This window comes from Micromonospora sp. R311, from assembly GCF_056780015.1.
In genome coordinates this window covers 27253-39359 of the sequence record NZ_JBSWCE010000004.1, presented here as the reverse complement: position 1 = coordinate 39359, position 12107 = coordinate 27253, and the positions used below count along the sequence as shown (strand labels likewise).

12 protein-coding genes are annotated in these 12107 nt (G+C 75.3%); 3 read left to right on the top strand and 9 right to left on the bottom strand.

The genetic code is table 11. From position 1 onward, the window contains the following. The 8 genes from AC1WTP_RS04215 to AC1WTP_RS04180 all read right to left on the bottom strand — a co-directional run bounded on the left by AC1WTP_RS04215 (window position 1) and on the right by AC1WTP_RS04180 (window position 6838). A complete protein-coding gene (locus AC1WTP_RS04215) occupies window positions 1-258 on the bottom strand; it encodes an acyl carrier protein (protein ID WP_088993393.1) in 258 nt (85 codons plus the stop codon). A 30-nt stretch (window positions 259-288) separates the two neighbouring features. Continuing rightward, the gene (locus tag AC1WTP_RS04210) at window positions 289-780 is read right to left on the bottom strand and encodes a 3-hydroxyacyl-ACP dehydratase FabZ family protein (protein WP_481647923.1); all 492 of its coding nucleotides are present in this window, start codon (window positions 778-780) and stop codon (window positions 289-291) included. Then, window positions 768-1178, bottom strand: a complete 411-nt coding sequence (locus tag AC1WTP_RS04205) for a 3-hydroxyacyl-ACP dehydratase FabZ family protein (protein ID WP_481647922.1) — start codon at window positions 1176-1178, stop codon at window positions 768-770. The genes AC1WTP_RS04210 and AC1WTP_RS04205 overlap by 13 nt, the downstream gene beginning before the upstream one ends. Then, a complete protein-coding gene (gene fabG / locus AC1WTP_RS04200) occupies window positions 1175-1909 on the bottom strand; it encodes a 3-oxoacyl-ACP reductase FabG (RefSeq protein ID WP_481647921.1) in 735 nt (244 codons plus the stop codon). The genes AC1WTP_RS04205 and fabG overlap by 4 nt, the downstream gene beginning before the upstream one ends. 76 nt (window positions 1910-1985) lie before the next feature. Continuing rightward, on the bottom strand, window positions 1986-2999 hold the full coding sequence (locus AC1WTP_RS04195) for a methyltransferase (protein WP_481647920.1): 1014 nt from the start codon (window positions 2997-2999) through the stop codon (window positions 1986-1988). After that, window positions 2996-4723: a carbamoyltransferase N-terminal domain-containing protein gene (locus AC1WTP_RS04190; protein ID WP_481647919.1), complete on the bottom strand. Its 1728-nt coding sequence runs from the start codon at window positions 4721-4723 to the stop codon at window positions 2996-2998. The genes AC1WTP_RS04195 and AC1WTP_RS04190 overlap by 4 nt, the downstream gene beginning before the upstream one ends. An 80-nt stretch (window positions 4724-4803) precedes the next feature. Then, on the bottom strand, window positions 4804-5085 hold the full coding sequence (locus AC1WTP_RS04185) for a phosphopantetheine-binding protein (RefSeq protein WP_481647918.1): 282 nt from the start codon (window positions 5083-5085) through the stop codon (window positions 4804-4806). A 61-nt stretch (window positions 5086-5146) separates the two neighbouring features. Next, entirely contained in the window at window positions 5147-6838 is a 1692-nt protein-coding gene (locus AC1WTP_RS04180; protein ID WP_481647917.1) for a carbamoyltransferase C-terminal domain-containing protein, read from the bottom strand. Between the two features lie 223 nt (window positions 6839-7061). Here AC1WTP_RS04180 and AC1WTP_RS04175 point away from each other — a divergent pair, with 223 nt between their 5' ends. The 3 genes from AC1WTP_RS04175 to AC1WTP_RS04165 are packed head-to-tail and all read left to right on the top strand — an operon-like array spanning window position 7062 to window position 10714. Continuing rightward, window positions 7062-8705, top strand: coding sequence for an AMP-binding protein (locus tag AC1WTP_RS04175; protein WP_481647916.1), 1644 nt, complete (start codon window positions 7062-7064; stop codon window positions 8703-8705). Then, the gene (locus tag AC1WTP_RS04170) at window positions 8695-9630 is read left to right on the top strand and encodes an FAD-dependent oxidoreductase (RefSeq protein ID WP_481647915.1); all 936 of its coding nucleotides are present in this window, start codon (window positions 8695-8697) and stop codon (window positions 9628-9630) included. The genes AC1WTP_RS04175 and AC1WTP_RS04170 overlap by 11 nt, the downstream gene beginning before the upstream one ends. Before the next feature lie 40 nt (window positions 9631-9670). Continuing rightward, window positions 9671-10714, top strand: coding sequence for a hypothetical protein (locus tag AC1WTP_RS04165; protein WP_481647914.1), 1044 nt, complete (start codon window positions 9671-9673; stop codon window positions 10712-10714). On the opposite strand, the gene AC1WTP_RS04160 is transcribed toward AC1WTP_RS04165, so the two are convergent. After that, window positions 10696-12096, bottom strand: a complete 1401-nt coding sequence (locus AC1WTP_RS04160) for an aldehyde dehydrogenase family protein (RefSeq protein ID WP_481647913.1) — start codon at window positions 12094-12096, stop codon at window positions 10696-10698. The genes AC1WTP_RS04165 and AC1WTP_RS04160 overlap by 19 nt on opposite strands. Window positions 12097-12107: the final 11 nt, after the last annotated feature.

Sequence of the window (12107 nt, the reverse complement as noted above, 5' to 3'; positions counted from 1 at the left end):
TCACGATTCGGACCAGCCGGCGTAGCCGGCCGTCACCGCGTACACGGCCTTGAGGTTCTGCATGTTCGCCAACTCCTGCTGCGGGATCTCGATCTTGTACTTCTTCTCGATCCGGGCGAGCATCTCGATCGCCCGCAGCGAGTCCGCCTCGTACTCCTCCTGGAAGTCCCCGGTGTCGGTCAGCTCCTCCGGCTCGACCTCGAGGACCTCCGCGACGAGTTCCCTGAGCTCCGCCAGACGCGTGTCGCCGTCAGCCATGGTCAACTGCTCCCTCCGATCGGTTGGTGGTCACGGGCCGTCGGGCCGTGCCGGTAGGGCGGTGCGCGGCCGGACGACCGCGGTGAGCGAGCCGTAGGTCGCGATCGGGCGCGCACCCACGCTGCTGCGGCCGGTGACGAACGCGGCGCCGTCGCTGCGGTGGTCCAGCTCGACGACGTGCCGCACCACGTCGCCCGGGTAGGCCCGCCCGACGAACGCGCAGTCCCGGGCCGCGGCGAGCATCAGCACCTCGTCCGGCCGGGTCGCGCCGACGCTGTGCAGCCAGAGCACCGCCGCGGCCTGCCCGAACGACTCCAGCAGCAGGCAGGACGGGTAGGCGTACGCCTCGACGCCGTCGTCCGGGTCGAGCCCCGCGTAGCACGGCTCGATGCCCGAGACCGTCTTCACCGCGGTCAGCCCCACCCCGGGGCGCAGCTCCTCGACCCGGTCGAGCAGCAGCATGCCCGGCCCGTGCGGCAGCGTCCGGCGCAGCTGCGGGAAGTCGAGTCTCACCGCGACCACCCGCACTCCAGGGTCGCGGTGGCCACCCGCACCCCGTCGCCCCGCCGGCAGTCGGCGCGGACCCGGACCGGGTGCGGCGGCGCCGCGTCGGTCGCCTCGGCCAGCACCCGCAGTTCGTCGCCGGGGCGCAGCGGCACCAGGAACCGCAGCGACCGCACGGTGGCCAGCCGCAGCCGGCGGCCGCCCGGGTCGCCGAACGCGGTGGCCGCGGCCTGCACCACCGCCTCCAGGACGAACACCCCGGGGAAGATGGTCAGCCCGGGAAAGTGGTCGGGCAGGTAGGGCCCGTCGCCGCGGATCCGCAGCTCGCCGGTGATCCGCCGGACCGCGCCGTCGACGGCCACGGTGACCCGGTCGCAGCCGACCAGCGGCGCGGCGGTGTCCAGGGTGGCGGTCACAGCACGATCCCCCCGTCCACCTGGAACACCTGGCCGGTGATGTAGGAGGCGTCCTCGGAGAGCAGGAAGGCGACCAGCCCGGCGACGTCGTCGGGGGTGCCGAAGCGGCGCAGCGGGATCGACTCGCGGGCCTTGGCGCGCAACCGGTCGGGCAGCCCGGCGGTCATCTCGGTCTCGATGAAGCCCGGCGCCACCACGTTGGCGCGCAGCCCGTACGGGGCGATCTCCTTGGCCAGCGACCGGGTCAGGCCGATGATGCCGGCCTTGGCGGCGGCGTAGTTGGACTGCCCGGCGTGGCCGTAGACCCCGGCCACCGAGGAGACGTTGACCAGCGCGCCCCGGCGGCGCTTGAGGAAGCGGTAGCCGACCGTCCGGCAGACGTTCCAGGTGCCGGTGAGGTTGGTGCGCAGCACCGCGTCCCAGTCCCGCTCGGCCATCAGCACGGTGGTCGCGTCGCGGGTGATGCCGGCGTTGTTGACCACCCCGGTCAGCGGCCCGAGCCGTTCCTCGGCGTCGGCCACCAGCGCGGTCACCGCGGCCAGGTCGCCCACGTCGCAGGCGGCGAACCAGGTCCGGACGCCCAGGTCGGCGACCGCCTTCTCGGTGTGCACCGCGTCGTCGCCGCGCGTCGCGTAGCAGCCGGTGACGTCGTGGCCGGCGGCGGCCAGCCGCAGCGCGACCGCCCGGCCGATCCCCCGCGACGCCCCGGTGACCAGCACATGCCCGCTCATGCCGGCACTCCGCTGCGCTGCGTGCCGCCATGAGGCACCTTCGCGCCGAGCCTGATGATTCGCTCGCTCCGCTCGCTCATCCAAGCCCCCGGTTGGTCGTGCCGGTCGTCTCGACCACGGAGAACCCGCAGGGCAGCCGGCGTACCGTGGGCGCCGCCAGGCCGGCCTTGGCCGCGAGCACCGCGAAGCCGGCCGCGGTGCGCTGCCGGCCGCCGAAGAGGACCAGCATCTTCAGGTCCATCGCCCGGCCGTTGCGGTCGTCGTCGGCCGGCACCTCCTCGACCACCAGCACCCGGCCGGCCGGGCCGGCCGCCGCGGCGCACCGGCCGAGGATCTCCCGGGCGGTCTCGTCGTCCCAGTTGTGCAGGATGTCGAAGAGCAGGTAGGCGTCCCCGCCCGCCGGCACCCCGGTCAGGAAGCTGGCGCCGACCACGTCGCACCGGTCGGCCAGCCCGGCCTCGGCCAGCTGCCGGCGGGCCCGCTCGGCCACCGGCGGCCGGTCCAGCAGCGTGCCGCGCAGGTGCGGGTGGGCGTGCAGGATGGTGCCCAGGGTGCGACCCACCCCGCCGCCGACGTCCACCAGCCGCCGCACCCCGGTCCAGTCCAGCGCCGCGAGGTCCGGCGCGACCCGGGCGGACTTGGCGGCCATCAGCTCGTCGAAGGAGGCGGCCCGGGCCGGGTCGGCGGCCAGGTCGTCCCAGAACGGCCGGTCGAACACCGCCGGGTAGCCCGCCCCGCCGGTGCGCACCGCGTGCAGCAGCCCGGCCAGCGCCAGGTCCATCCGGCCGCCGGCGCCCTCCAGGTCGAGCCACTGCCGCAGGTCGCCGACCGTCCGCCCGGTGAGCATCCGGCCGGCCGGCGTGAGCGCGAACCGGTCCGGGGCGGTCTCCCGGTAGAGCCCGAGGGAGCAGAGGTAGCGCAGCAGCCGCCCGAGCGCGTCGGCGTCCGCGCCGGTGACCACGGCCAGTTCGGCGGCCGACCGCGGGCTGTCCCCGAGGTGGTCGGAGAGGCGCAGGGTGGCGGCCACCCGGATGGCGAACGGGGGAAGCATCTCCAGCATCGAGGAGATGTCGCCGCGGCGGAGCGTCATGTCGGCCCCGACCCGGCGCCCGCGTCCCCGGTCGAGTAGAGCCGCCCGTCGCACCAGACGTACCGGACCCCGCCCCACTTGATCGCCGAGAAGGCGTCCGGGAAGAACCCCCGGCCGGGCAGGTTGGCACTGGTGTTGCAGAGCACCGGCACCCCGCTGCGGGCGTGGTACGCGGTGAGCAGCCGGAACAGCAGCGGATGCTCGGGGCCCACGGTCTGCAGCCGGGCGCTGCCGTCGGCGTGCACGATCGCCGGCACCCGGTCCCGCCATCCGGCGCGCACCTGGTGCTCGAAGAGCATGTACGGGTCGGGCGTGCCCGGGTCGAACACCTCGGGCGCCCGGTCGACCAGGCAGATCGGGGCCACCGGCCGGTACGCCTCGCGCAGCTTGATCCGGTTGAGCCGGTCCTGCATCCCGGGGTCGTCGGCCGGGGCGATGATGCTGCGGTGCCCCAGCGCCCGGGGCCCCAGTTCGGCCCGGCCGTGCAGCACCACCACCGGCTCCCGCTCGCGGTGCAGCAGCTCGGCGACCTCCTCGATCTCGCACGGCCGCCAGGACCAGCCCGCCGGCGGCGCGTCGCCGTAACCGACCGCGGGGCCGGCGAAGACCGACCAGGTCAGCGCGGCGGTCCCGGTGCGCCGGATCAGCTCGGCGCAGGCCGCCCCGATGGCCGAGCCGGCGTCGTTGGGAAACGGCGGCACCCAGACGTCGGAGAACATCCCGCTGGCCCGGATCGCCGAGTTCCACTTGATGTTGAGCGCGCAGCCGCCGGAGAGGCAGAGCGGTTCGCCGGCGGCGGCGTACTTCGCGGCCGGGCCGTCGCGCAGGCCGGCCAGCAGCAGCCGTAGCAGGTGCTCCTGGAAGCTGGCGAGCACCGCCGCGTCGGAGAGGCCCATCGGTGCCAGCTGGCGCAGCACCTGGGCGCTCCAGATGAACCCGCGGGGCACCTCGATCGGCAGCAGCCGCCGGGTGTGCTCCGCCATCACCGCGATCGCCGCCTCGTCCGGTTCGGCCAGCGCGGCGTACGCCATCGCCTTGCCGGAGATCGGCAGCAGCGCCTCCAGCTGGGCGAAGTCGCCCAGCCCGCCGAGCGAGCGGCGCTGCTCGGCGGAGACCTTGAACGGCGCGAAGTGGGAGGCGAAGACCGGGTAGAGCGCGCCCGCGATGCCGAGCACCGGCCCCAGCGCGGTCAGCGACCGGGCCGCCGGGTCGAACCGGTAGAGCGCCGCCGGCATCCCGCCGTCCCAGACCAGGATCAGCGCGGGCTTCCCCTCCCGCGCGTACGGGCTGGTGCAGTAGCTGGCGAGGGCGTGGTCGGTGGCGTGCGGGTAGCTGGTGTGATCGAGGTTCCGGCCGCCCAGCGACAGTCCGGCGCCGGTGATCCCGGTCAGCGCCTCCGCGGGCTCGCCGGGGCCGCCGAGCACGGCGTAGCCGGCGAGGTCCAGGGTGCGGGAGGTGCCGTCCTCGCGGACCACCTCCGCCCCGGCCCGGCCGTCGCGCGACTGCACCCAGCCGTCGACGCTGACCGCCCGCACGTCGGCGATGTCGACGTCGTGCAGCGCGAGCTGGTGCGCGACGTCGGCGAGGTCGGACAGGTGCGCGTGGCGGCGCCGGTTGTCGATCTTCTCCGCCTCGACGGAGAAGAGGAGCCGGTCACCGTCGATCGCCGCCACCGCGCCGTCGTGGGTCACCTTGAGGCCGCAGATCACCTGTCGACCGGTCACGCCTACCACCACCCCCACCCGCCGCCGGTGCGGCGCTAACCGTCGAGCGACGTCCGGACGCCAATTGACCGCCGAATTGATCAGGCGGCAGACGGATTGCCATTCTTGGCGTCCATCTGGCGCAACACGTAGTCCTCGATGTCCTTGATGGACCGGATGTTGCGCGCGTTTTCCTCGTCGATGGGCGGCAGGTCGAACTCGTCCTCGAGCGCGAATGCGAGTTCGAGGAGAGCCAGTGAGTGGTACTCGAGATCCTCGACCAGCAGAGCCTCGTCGGTGACCTCACGCTGCGGGTTCGGCGCCAGGTCCAGGATGATGTCCCGGAGCTGCGTTCTGACTTCTGATTCAGTTCGAGTCGGCACGTCGTGGACGTTAGTTCGACGTTTCCGGATGCGAAAGTGCACGCGTATTCAGTTGCACAGCTCAGTTGTCACCGCGCGTGTAGAGGATTCCCTCGGACCAGACGTAACGGGTCTCGCCCCAGGCCATGGCCGAGCCCGGGTCGGGGAAGAAGCCCTTGCCCGGGTGGTTGGCGCTGGTGTTGCAGAGCACCGGGACGCCGCTGAGCCGGTGGTAGGCGCGCAGCAGCTCGTAGGTCGGGCTGTTGCCGGCGTCCACGGTCTGCAGCCGGGCGCTGCCGTCCACGTGCACGATCGCCGGCACCCGGTCCACCCACTCCGGGCGGACGTCGTGGGCGAAGAGCATGTACGGGTCGCGGGTGCCCGGCGCGAACACCTCGGTGGCGTGCTCCTCCAGGCAGATCGGGGCGACCGGCCGGTACCCCTCCCGGCGCTTGAGCCGGTTCAGGGTGTCCCGCATGGACGCGCTCACCGCCGGCGCGATGATGCTGCGGTGGCCCAGCGCCCGCGGGCCGAGCTCGGCCCGGCCGGTGACCACCACCACCGGCTCGTTCTCCCGGTGCAGCAGCTCGGCCAGGCCGGCGACGTCGCAGGGGCGCGCCGACCAGCCGTCCGGGACCACGCCGTCCCAGCGCACGCCCGGCCCGGCGAAGGCCGACCAGCGCACCGCCGAACGACCGGTGAGCCGGACCATCTCGGCGCAGGCGGTGCCGATCGCGGAGCCGGCGTCGTTGGGGAACGGCGGCACCCAGACCTCGTCGAAGAGGCCGCTGGCGCGCAGCCCGGCGTTCCAGGTGATGTTCAGGTGGCAGCCGCCGGAGAGGCAGAGCGGCAGGCCGGCCAGCTCCGGGGCGTCCCGCAGCGCCGCCCGGACCCCGGCCAGCAGCACCCGGAACAGGTACTCCTGGAACGAGGCGATCACCGTGGCGTCGGGCAGGCCGGCGCCGTCGAGGCGACGCAGCACCTCCCGGGTCCAGCCGTACATCCGCAGGTGGGTGTCCGCCGGCGGCAGGTCGGCGCTGACCCGTTCCATCACCGCGATGGCGTCCTCGTCCGGCTTGCCGAGCGCGGCGTACGCCATCGCCTTGCCGGAGACCGGGAAGAGCGCCTCCATGCCGAACATCCGGTCCCGGTCCGGGCTGCGCCGGTCCACCCGGAACGGCGGGAAGTGCGACGCGAAGATCGGATAGAGTCCGCCGGAGGCCGGGCCGACCGGACCGACCCGGCGCAGGGTGCAACCGCGCGGGTCGTACCGGTAGAGGAAGGGCGGCATCCCGCCGTCCCAGACCACCACCAGCGCCGGCCGGTCCCGTTCGGCGAACGGCGAGGTGCAGTAGCTGGCGAACAGGTGGCCCGCGGCGTGGGTGTAGCTGACGAAGCCGCCGGGCATCGGGTGCAGCGGCAGGCCGTCGCCGCGGACCGGCCGGACCGGCCCCTCCGGCACGTCCGGGTCGTCGGTGTAGTCGGCGACCCGCAGCGGGTACGCCCGGCCATCGCGCCCGCGCAGTTCCACGTACGAGGAGCCGTCCACCCGGGGCGTCCACCCGTCGACCGCGACGTGCGTGACGCCGGCCGGGTCCACGCCGCTGGCCCGCAGCTCGTCGAGGATCTGGTCGGCGTCGGCGAGGCCGCAGTGCCGGGGCGAGTTGGCGATCTTCTCCGCCTCGGTGGAGAAGAGCAGGCGCCCGTCGGTGATCACCGCGACGGCACCGTCGTGGGTCAGCTTGAGTCCGCAGATGACTGCCGTACCGGTCATGTCGAAAGCCTTCCGCCGCGTGGCTGGGAGTGCCGTTCCTCCCCGGTGCCGCGGCGCCCGGCCCGCCGGTTGTTCAAGTGGGCAGTGTCCGCACTCGCTCACCCGCCCGGCACGGAGCGGGCGATGGTCACCGGGCACGGAACGCGTCCAGGTGCCACGCAGCCGGAGCGGTGTCATCCTGACCCGCCTGGCCGGCCGGCGACAACGGCCGCAAGATACCGCCATGCCGAGCACCGCTGAAGAGCGCCGACCGGCGACCGGCTCCCGGCTGCTGTCCTGGGTGGAACGCCCGGGAGCGGGCGTGGTCCGGTTCGCCGGCCCGGGCGACGGGTGGGACGAGTGGCCGTACCCGCGGCTGGCCTCGGCCGTGCGCCGGGTCGCGGCCGGGCTGCGCGCGGCCGGGGTCCGCCCCGACGACGTGGTGGTGCTGGTCGAGCCGACCGGGCCGGGCTTCGTCAGCGGCTACTTCGGCGCGATGCTGGCCGGCGCCGTGCCCAGCCCGGTCGCCCCGCCCGCGCTCGGCCAGGATCTCGACGGCTACCTGGCGCACGTACGGCAGATCGTCGCCGCGGCCGGGCCCCGGCTGGTGGTGACCGGCGGCACGCTGGCCGAGCCGGTGCGCGCGGTCGCCGGGACCGCCGGCGTGGTGCGCACCGCCGACCTGGCCACCGCCGCGGACGAGCCGGTCGACGGCCGCCGCGCCGGGCTGGCCCTGCTCCAGTTCACCTCGGGCTCCACCGGCCGGCCCCGCGGGGTGCGGGTGCCCTTCGCCGCGCTGGAGCACAACGTGACCGCGATCGGCCGCTGGCTGCGGCAGGGCCCCGACGACCCGACCGCCTCCTGGCTGCCGCTGCACCACGACATGGGGCTGATCGGCTGCCTGCTCACCCCGGTCGCGCACCAGGGCGACCTGTGGTTGCTGACACCGCAGCAATTCGTCCGCGACCCGCTGCGCTACCTGCGCTGCTTCGGCGAGCACGGGGCGCGGCTGACCGCCATGCCGAGCTTCGGGCTGCGGCACGTGGTCAACCGGGTCCGGCCGGAGCACCTCGCCGGGCTGGACTTCGCCGCCTGGCGGGCGGTGATCGTCGGCGCCGAGCGGGTCTCGCCCGCCGCGCTGGAGGAGTTCTGGCGGCTGCTCGCCCCGCACGGGCTCGACCGGCGCGCCCTGCTGCCGGCGTACGGGCTGGCCGAGGCGACCCTGGCCGTCACCGGCGGGGCGCTGGACGAGCCCTGGCGCACGGTCCGGGTCGACGCGGCGCGGATCCCGCTCGGCGGCGTCCCCGCCGACGGCCCGGCCGCCGCCCCGCTGGTCGGCTGCGGCGCCCCGCTCGACGGCGTGTCGGTGCGGGTCCTCGACGACGAGGGCCGGCCGCTGCCCGACGGCCGGGTGGGCGAGATCGAGGTGGGCGGCGCGTCGGTCACCGCCGGCTACCTCGGCGACCCGGCCGGCGCCGCGGCCCGGTTCACCGCCGGCACGGTCCGCACCGGCGACAGCGGGTTCCTGCGCGACGGGCAGCTCTACGTGCTCGGCCGCCTCGGCGACAGCCTCAAGCTGCGCGGGCGCACCCTCTTCGCCGAGGACGTGGAGGCGGCCCTGGAGGCGGCCGGCGTGCCCCGGCACCGGCACACCGTCCTGCTCGGACACACCGACGCGCCGGTGGCCATGGTGCTGCTGGAGAACGCGGAACCGGACTGGGTGCGGCGGGCCACCGCGGTCGTCCGCCGGCTCACCGAGGGTGCCGAGTTGATCGCGCTGCGCGTTCCGGTCGGTACAATCCTGCGGACCACCAGCGGAAAGCCGCGCCGCCGGGTGATGTGGCAGCGCTTCCGCGACCACGACGGAGGGAGCCACCGTGCACGGTGAGGTCGACGCGCTGGTCATCGGCGCCGGGGTGAGCGGGCTGAGCACCGCCATCTGCCTGCAGGAGGCGGGGCTGCGGGTGCTCGTCCGCGCGGCGCAGCCACCGGAGCGCAGCACGTCGATGATGGCCTCGGCGATGATCGGGCCCAGCTTCGCCGCCCCCGGCGACGCCACGCTGGGCTGGCAGCGGGAGACGGTCCGCCGGCTCACCCCGGGCACCCCGGGCGTGCGGGTGCTGGACGGGCTGATGGCGGCCCGGCCCGCGGGCATGGTCCCGCCCGGCGTGGAGCGGATCGAGGGCTACCGCCCGTGCCGGCCGGAGGAGCTGCCGGAGGGCTACGGCACGGCGTTCTGGGTCCGCCAGCCGGTGGTGGACATGCCGCCGTACCTGCGCCACCTGGCCGACCGGTTCGCCGCCACCGGCGGCCGGCTGGTGCTGGAGCCGGTGCGGTCGCTGGACGAGGCGGCCGAGGTCGCGCCGCTGGTGGCCAACTGCGCCGGGCTCGGCGCGGCGGAGCTGACCGGCGACCGCCAGCTCAAGCCGGTGCGCGGGCCGAAGATCGTGGTGGCCAACCCGGGCATCGAGCACTTCTTCATCGAGGCGCCGCTGGGCCCGATCTGGGCCGGCTTCATCCCGCACGGCGACCGGGTGGTGCTCGGCGGCACCCACCGGGACTCCGCGGACACCACCCCGGACGAGGCCGAGGCGGCCGAGATCATCCGCCGCTGCGCGCTGGTCGAGCCCCGGCTGGCCGACGCGCCGGTGCTGGAGCACTCGGTCGGGCTGCGGCCCGGCCGGCCGGCGCCCCGACTGGAGCTGGAGAAGCGTGACCGGGCGCGGATCGTGCACAACTATGGCCACGCCGGCACAGGGGTCATGCTGTCGTGGGGATGCGCCAAGGAGGCGGCCGACCTGCTGGTGTCGTGACGCGGTCGGGCCGGCCCCATGACCAGAAGGGACACCGGGCATGACGGACTCCCGGCCCGACGAGTCGCAGCTGATCTCGGAAGCCGTCGCGTACGCGGCGCGACTGGACGTGTCGCGGGTCCGCGAGGAGCTGTCGGCCCCGCAGGGCCCGCACCGGTGGCCCCGGCACCGGCTCAACGAGGTGGACCTGGAGTGGCGGCGGTGGCGGCTGCGCCGCTGGCTGGCCGCCGACGACGACCCGGCCGGCTCGATCCGGCTCTTCGAGCGGCTCGCGGTGGCCGCCGGGGTGCCCCCGGCGGCCACCGCGCCGGTCGCCGCCGAGGTCGGCGGGCCACTGACCACGCTCAGCTACGACGAGATGTTCCCGCAGGGCCCGCTCATCGCCAAGGCGATGCAGGCCCGGGTGGTCCGGCAGGTGGCCGCCCGGGAGACCGACGAGCAGTACGCGGCCATGATGCTGGCCTCCACCCGGCGCCGCTCGGACTACCTGCGCAAGCTGCCCGACGACACCTGGTGGATGATCGGCGACCTGATCTCGGAGGCCACCCGGCGGGCCTGCGTGGCCGAGATCGCCACCCTGCCGGCCAGCGCCGGCGCCGCGTACGACGGCGGGCTCAGCCCCGGCTGGGACAAGGAGCACGACGCGCTGGTCAGCCGCTCCTGCAACGCCTACCTGGGCGCCGGCCCGGTGCTGGTGGCGATCCACGAGGACCCGGCGCTGGTGGCGCAGATCTCGGCGCGGATGGGCCGGCGGATGTACCCGACCCGCTGCACCTACCTCGAGTACCGCCCGGGCGACTTCCTCGGCGTGCACACCGACCAGCCGACCTGCGAGGTGTCGCTGCTGTTCACGGTGGACGGCGAGCCCGGCCCGATGCGCTCCTACTTCGACCGGGCCGGGGCCGACCCGGCGTCGCTGCACCGCTGGGTGCACGACAACGGCCAGTTCCCCGACGGCGGGCAGGACTTCGTCTACCGGCCCCGGGAGGGCTTCGCGCTCACCGGCCGCGCCGTGCCGCACGCCCGGCTGCCGCAGCAGGAGAGCGCCTTCATCGGCGCGCTGTTCTACAGCGGACTGGTCTGAGGCCGCCGGCGCACCTGCACGGCGGTGTACTCGGCCAGCCCGAGCGGGCCGTTCTCCACCCCGATGCCGCTGCACTTCATGCCGCCGAAGGGCTGGTCCGGGCCGAGCAGGGCGTGCCCGTTGACCCAGACCGTGCCGCACTCCAGCCGGTCGGCCACCGTCCAGGCCCGGTCGGTGTCGGCCGACCAGACCGACCCGCCCAGCCCGTACGAGCTGGCGTTGGCGCGCCGGACGGCGTCCTCGACGTCCCGGTACGGCACCACCGGCAGCACCGGGCCGAACTGCTCCTGGTCCACCACCGGATCGCCGTCGTCGACGCCGGTCAGCACCGTCGGGGCGTAGTACAGCCCGGGCCCGTCCGGGGCGGTGCCGCCGGCCGCCACCCGGGCGCCCCGGTTCCGGGCCGCGGCCACCAGGTCGGCGACCCGGGCGAACTGCCGCCGGTGCGCGAGCGGGCCGAGCTGGGTGCCCTTGGCGGTGGGGTCACCGACCCGGACCGCCCGGGCCCGGTCGGCCAGCGCGTCCACCAAGCGGGCGTGCAGGCGCTCCGGCGCGTACAGCCGCTTGATCAGCACGCACGCCTGCCCGTTGTTGGCGAACGAGTCCCAGAACAGCCGGTCGGCCAGCTCGTCCGGGTCGGCGTCGTCGAGGACGATCGCCGGGTCGTTGCCGCCCAACTCCAGCACGTACCGCTTCAGGTCGCCGCCGGCCCGGGCCGCCACCCGGCGGCCGGCCGGCACCGAACCGGTGAACGTGACGTGCGCGGGCACCGGGTGGGCCACCAGCGCCGCGCCCAGCGCGTCGTCGCCGCTGACCACGTTGACCACGCCGGGCGGCAGCACCCCGGCGAGCACCCGGCCCAGCTCCAGGGTGGCCAGCGGCGCGTACGGCGACGGCTTCAGCACCACCGCGTTGCCGGCCCGCACCGCCGGGGCCAGCTTCGCCGCGGCCACCGCCACCGGGAAGTTCCACGGGGTGACGGCGGCGACCACGCCCAGCGGCCGGCGGACCAGGTCGGCGTAGCCGCGCCGGTCGTCCTGCAGCACCTCGGGGGGCAGCTCCAGGTCGGCGTGGTGGCGCAGGGTGGCCGCGGCGGCGTACACCTCGCCGACGGCCAGCGGCAGCGGCTTGCCCATCTCGGCGGTGACCAGGGCGCCGATCCGCGCCGCGGCCCCGCCGACCGCCCGGGCGGCGGCGCGCAGCCGCTCGCGCAGCGCGTCCTCGTCGGCGCTCCACTCCCGCCACGCCCCGGCCGCGGCGCGCAGCGCCGCGTCGAGCTGCTCCGGGGTGCACCGGGGCGCCAGCCCGCACACCGTCCCGGTGGCCGGGTCGACCACCTCGACGTGCGTGTCGCCGGGCACCGCGGCGCCGCCGACGGTCATCGGAGTCGGCT